The following is a 2,761-nucleotide window of genomic DNA, read 5'->3' as shown; positions in this document are numbered from 1 at the left end:
GGGACGTTGCGACGGTGTGTCGGCGACAAAGGAGAGGACCTTCCTTGTGCCATTTCTCTTGAAGCGAAATACCGCAATGCAAAGCAAACCAGACACTGCAGTCAATTAGCTAGATGCTCGCTCAGTCCGCGACTCGTTCCTTGCCTGAAGAAGTCTCGCTGCGCCTGGCACGAATGGCCGCTCTTCTCGCTGCATTGTCGTACTAAAGATGATGCGCGCGCGGCAAAATCTGTGCTGCGAGCGCGCGCAGCGAGAAAATCAAATTCACAGGATGGGCTCACACTTCGGTTTTGCCGCCCATGCGCGAACTACGGCTCCTGACTTGCCTATGACCACGCATTGAGCAACATGATACAAGATCAAAGACTTGGCCCGATCCCCCGGATGACCGGTCTCGATCAGCCTGTTGCACCGGCATTGCCACGCGGGCGTTAGGCGGTTCTGAGCCCTATTTGACCTTACATAGTCCACATCTATATTGTTGCTTATCTGACGCCGATGCCAGATCCAGGAAAAAACTAGACGAGACCGATGCATGAAAATTGGCGAATTGGTACAAGCAACTGGTCTAACCGAGCGAATGCTGCGCCACTACGAGCAGCTTGGGATCATTACGCCTGGCAGATCTGAAGGCGGTACGCGTCAATATGATGAAGAGGACCTCGCGGTTGCACAGCTCATGCGACAGTTGCGTGCGCTCGATATTCCGTTGGAAACCGTCGCGGAGATCGCGCAGGAACGATCAAAGCATTCAACCGGGAATTCTTCTTGTCTCTCCGTTGGCGCCTTGCTCGAAGACCTGGCTGAGCAGTTGAGCCGAAAGGCCGAGCGGGCACTTTCACTCCGGCGGACAATAATGGATGCCGAGAAATCAGTTCAGGAGTGCAAGGGCTGTGAGAATGTCCCTAGCTCCAAGACCTGCCCGGACTGTCCCATGAACCGCATGGCAGAAGAAAACCCAGTGGCCGCCTTGATCTGGGATTAGGTTTAGAGGCGGAAGACCTGTCCAACGATCGGCCAAAACACATCGAATTCGGCGTCGTCGGAGAAAGGCATCTCGTCGTAGTCAGGTTCCTCAAGCGAAACTCCTGCTCGCAGTGCATTCTGCACTGCGCTCCATTTTGCAAACTCTGCTTCAAGGGCAGGTAAAGTCATCTGGCGCCGCATCATTGCAGCAGGCACCTCGATCACGGTGCCCGGAAGCGACAACCCCTCATATCCTGAAATCACCCATTCGCGCGCGCATTCCCAATGGGGGCCAATGACTTCGAAAAGAGTTTGGTATGCAGCCCGTACACGCGGAGGCAGTGAAATCTCGCCCCACGCCAATGCTGCGAAAACGCCACCCGTTCGCACAACTCGTTGAGCTTCGGCAAGATGTGCCGAAAGATCAAAGTGGTGTAGCGCCTGCATGGAAAACAGCAAATCGACACTCTGCTCTCTCACCGGAAGCTTCTCGGCAGCTGCCTTAACAACCTTGACCGGCGTCTGTTGCAATCGGGGTGGCGCCACGTCCGTCGCCACCACAGTGGTAAAGTAGGGTTTTAGGAATGCCGACAGCTCTCCAAGACCTGCGCCACATTCGACGCAGGCCCCGTTCTTTTCGGGGAGGGTCGCCAACCATTGCATCAATCCACGTGGATCAAGCCGCTTGGCGCCCTTCATGGGCTCAATGCACCGTACTGACGAATTTCTCAAACTCGCCAGCGTGCATTTCATGGCTGAGCTCCGGCTTGGGGAACTGCCCACTCGTGGCTGCTTCGAAATAGGCTGAGTAGGCTCTTTGCATTTCGCCCCAGACGTCACCGAACACTTCGCGTTTGGGGGGAATGGGAAAGACCGAACACCCGATGATGTCGCTGGATACATGAAAAATTCCATGCGCGTGTGGACCGGAGCCAAGGCTGGCCACTGCAACGGGCAAGTTTTCGTAGCACCATTTCGTCAGCTCAACCGACGTGTGCTCGAAGAGAGCCGCGAAAATACCCGCATCAATCGATGCCTTGACCAGTTCGACAATGGCCGATGCCTCTTCTGCGGTGCGTCCGGCCGGCGCATGGCCCGAGTTCATCACCGCACGTTCGCCCTGAACTCCAAAATGCCCCACGACGGGAATACCGGCATCGACGATGGCTTTGATATGACCAACGGTGCCAAGCGAGGGTTCGATATGCACGCCATCGGCGCCTAACTTGACGACCTTTGCGGCATTGCGAACCGATTCCTCAACCGAGATGCAGGCCGTCGTGTTTGGCATGTTGCAGATGATGAACGGCGACGATGCTCCACGCAGCACACCTTCGAGCATGTAGAGCTGTTCCTCGAAATCCACGGTGGCCATGGATTTGTGACCCATCATGCCCATCGGGCCGGGGCTGCCACAGCAGAGCAGATCCATGCCTAATTCCTCGGCCATAATCGCGCTGGGGGTGTCATGGCACTCCATGCCAACGATGCGCTCGCCCTTTTGTACCTTTTCGGCAAGGTGCTTGAGCCGAGTCTTTCTGCGTTTTGTCATAAATTCCTCCCATCCGGTTGAGTTTTGTTGGATGAGATCCACTATCTGACATATATGTAAGATTCGCAAACCTTTTCGAACTACCACCTGGTCCCGTGTCTTGGTTTTCGTACAGAGAATTTTGCTGCGCTCTGATCGAATGGCCAGTTTTCTCGCCGCGTTGCGGCAGCCGAAAATTCAGCTACCGCAGAAACCCCCCGCGCTGCGAGCGCGTGCAGCATGAAAACACAATGGCCGGGTTGG

General features: G+C 55.6%; 3 protein-coding genes. 1 reads left to right on the top strand and 2 read right to left on the bottom strand.

Annotation, left to right across the window (positions count from 1 at the left end; translation table 11 throughout):
* Positions 1 to 535: 535 nt before the first annotated feature.
* Positions 536 to 985: a MerR family transcriptional regulator gene (locus tag AC2FMY_RS21905; protein ID WP_480747858.1), complete on the top strand. Its 450-nt coding sequence runs from the start codon at positions 536 to 538 to the stop codon at positions 983 to 985.
* Between the two features lie 2 nt (positions 986 to 987).
* Here AC2FMY_RS21905 and AC2FMY_RS21900 read toward each other — a convergent pair whose 3' ends face one another.
* Both AC2FMY_RS21900 and AC2FMY_RS21895 read right to left on the bottom strand, forming a co-directional pair.
* Positions 988 to 1,665 carry a class I SAM-dependent methyltransferase gene (locus AC2FMY_RS21900; protein WP_480747859.1) on the bottom strand — a complete coding sequence of 226 codons (678 nt, stop codon included), beginning with the start codon at positions 1,663 to 1,665 and terminating at the stop codon, positions 988 to 990.
* Between the two features lie 4 nt (positions 1,666 to 1,669).
* Positions 1,670 to 2,518 carry a 3-methyl-2-oxobutanoate hydroxymethyltransferase gene (locus AC2FMY_RS21895; protein ID WP_480747860.1) on the bottom strand — a complete coding sequence of 283 codons (849 nt, stop codon included), beginning with the start codon at positions 2,516 to 2,518 and terminating at the stop codon, positions 1,670 to 1,672.
* Between the last annotated feature and the right edge of the window lie 243 nt (positions 2,519 to 2,761).

The sequence above is a fragment of the Ruegeria sp. YKSE079 genome, from assembly GCF_059612845.1.
The sequence above is the reverse complement of the archived record's forward strand: the minus strand, read 5'-3'. Positions and strand labels throughout refer to the sequence as shown.

What these genes read in the sequence shown, in the direction of transcription:
- AC2FMY_RS21895 (WP_480747860.1), bottom strand. Translation starts at nt 2,518, where the DNA reads ATGACAAAACGCAGAAAGACTCGGCTCAAGCACCTTGCCGAAAAGGTA.
- AC2FMY_RS21900 (WP_480747859.1), bottom strand. Translation starts at nt 1,665, where the DNA reads ATGAAGGGCGCCAAGCGGCTTGATCCACGTGGATTGATGCAATGGTTG.
- AC2FMY_RS21905 (WP_480747858.1), top strand. Translation starts at nt 536, where the DNA reads ATGAAAATTGGCGAATTGGTACAAGCAACTGGTCTAACCGAGCGAATG.